The organism is Streptomyces sp. DH12 (assembly GCF_020873895.1).
GTDB lineage: Bacteria > Actinomycetota > Actinomycetes > Streptomycetales > Streptomycetaceae > Streptomyces.
The window spans coordinates 1-465 of record NZ_JAHWGT010000955.1; the positions used below are offsets into that span (position 1 = coordinate 1).

General features: G+C 73.1%; 1 pseudogene. It reads right to left on the bottom strand.

The annotated features are described in order from the left end of the window. Positions 1 to 465: pseudogene (locus tag LPA54_RS37960) on the bottom strand (serine/threonine protein kinase); the annotation flags it as partial.

Here is a 465-nt window from a genome sequence, read left to right on the forward strand (position 1 = left end):
GGGTCAGCGCCGCGTACAGGAGGGCGCCGCTCGACTCGGTGTCCGAGCGCTGCGGGGTGTCCGAGCTGACGCCGCGCAGCGCGGCGTTGACGGCGAGACCGCGGATGCGCCACTGGCCGGTCGAGGTGCGCAGGACGGCGGTGGGATTGAGGCGCAGATGGGCGAGGCCCTCACGGTGGGCCGCCGCCATGGCGCTCGAGACCTGACTGACCATCTGGTAGGCGTCGTACACCTCCAGCGGGCCGGAGGCGAGAAGGGTGGTCAGCTCGGTGGCGTCGGGCAGCCACTCGTGGACGACGTAGACGAGGTCGTTCTCCTCGACGGCGTCGAGGACCTGGACGAAGCGCGGATCGCCCAGCAGGGCCGAGGAGCGGGCCGCCGCCAGCACGGACCGGGCACGCGAGTGGTCTGCGGGCAGGACGTGCACGCCGACGGCACGGCGGAGCTTCTCGTCCACGGCACGCC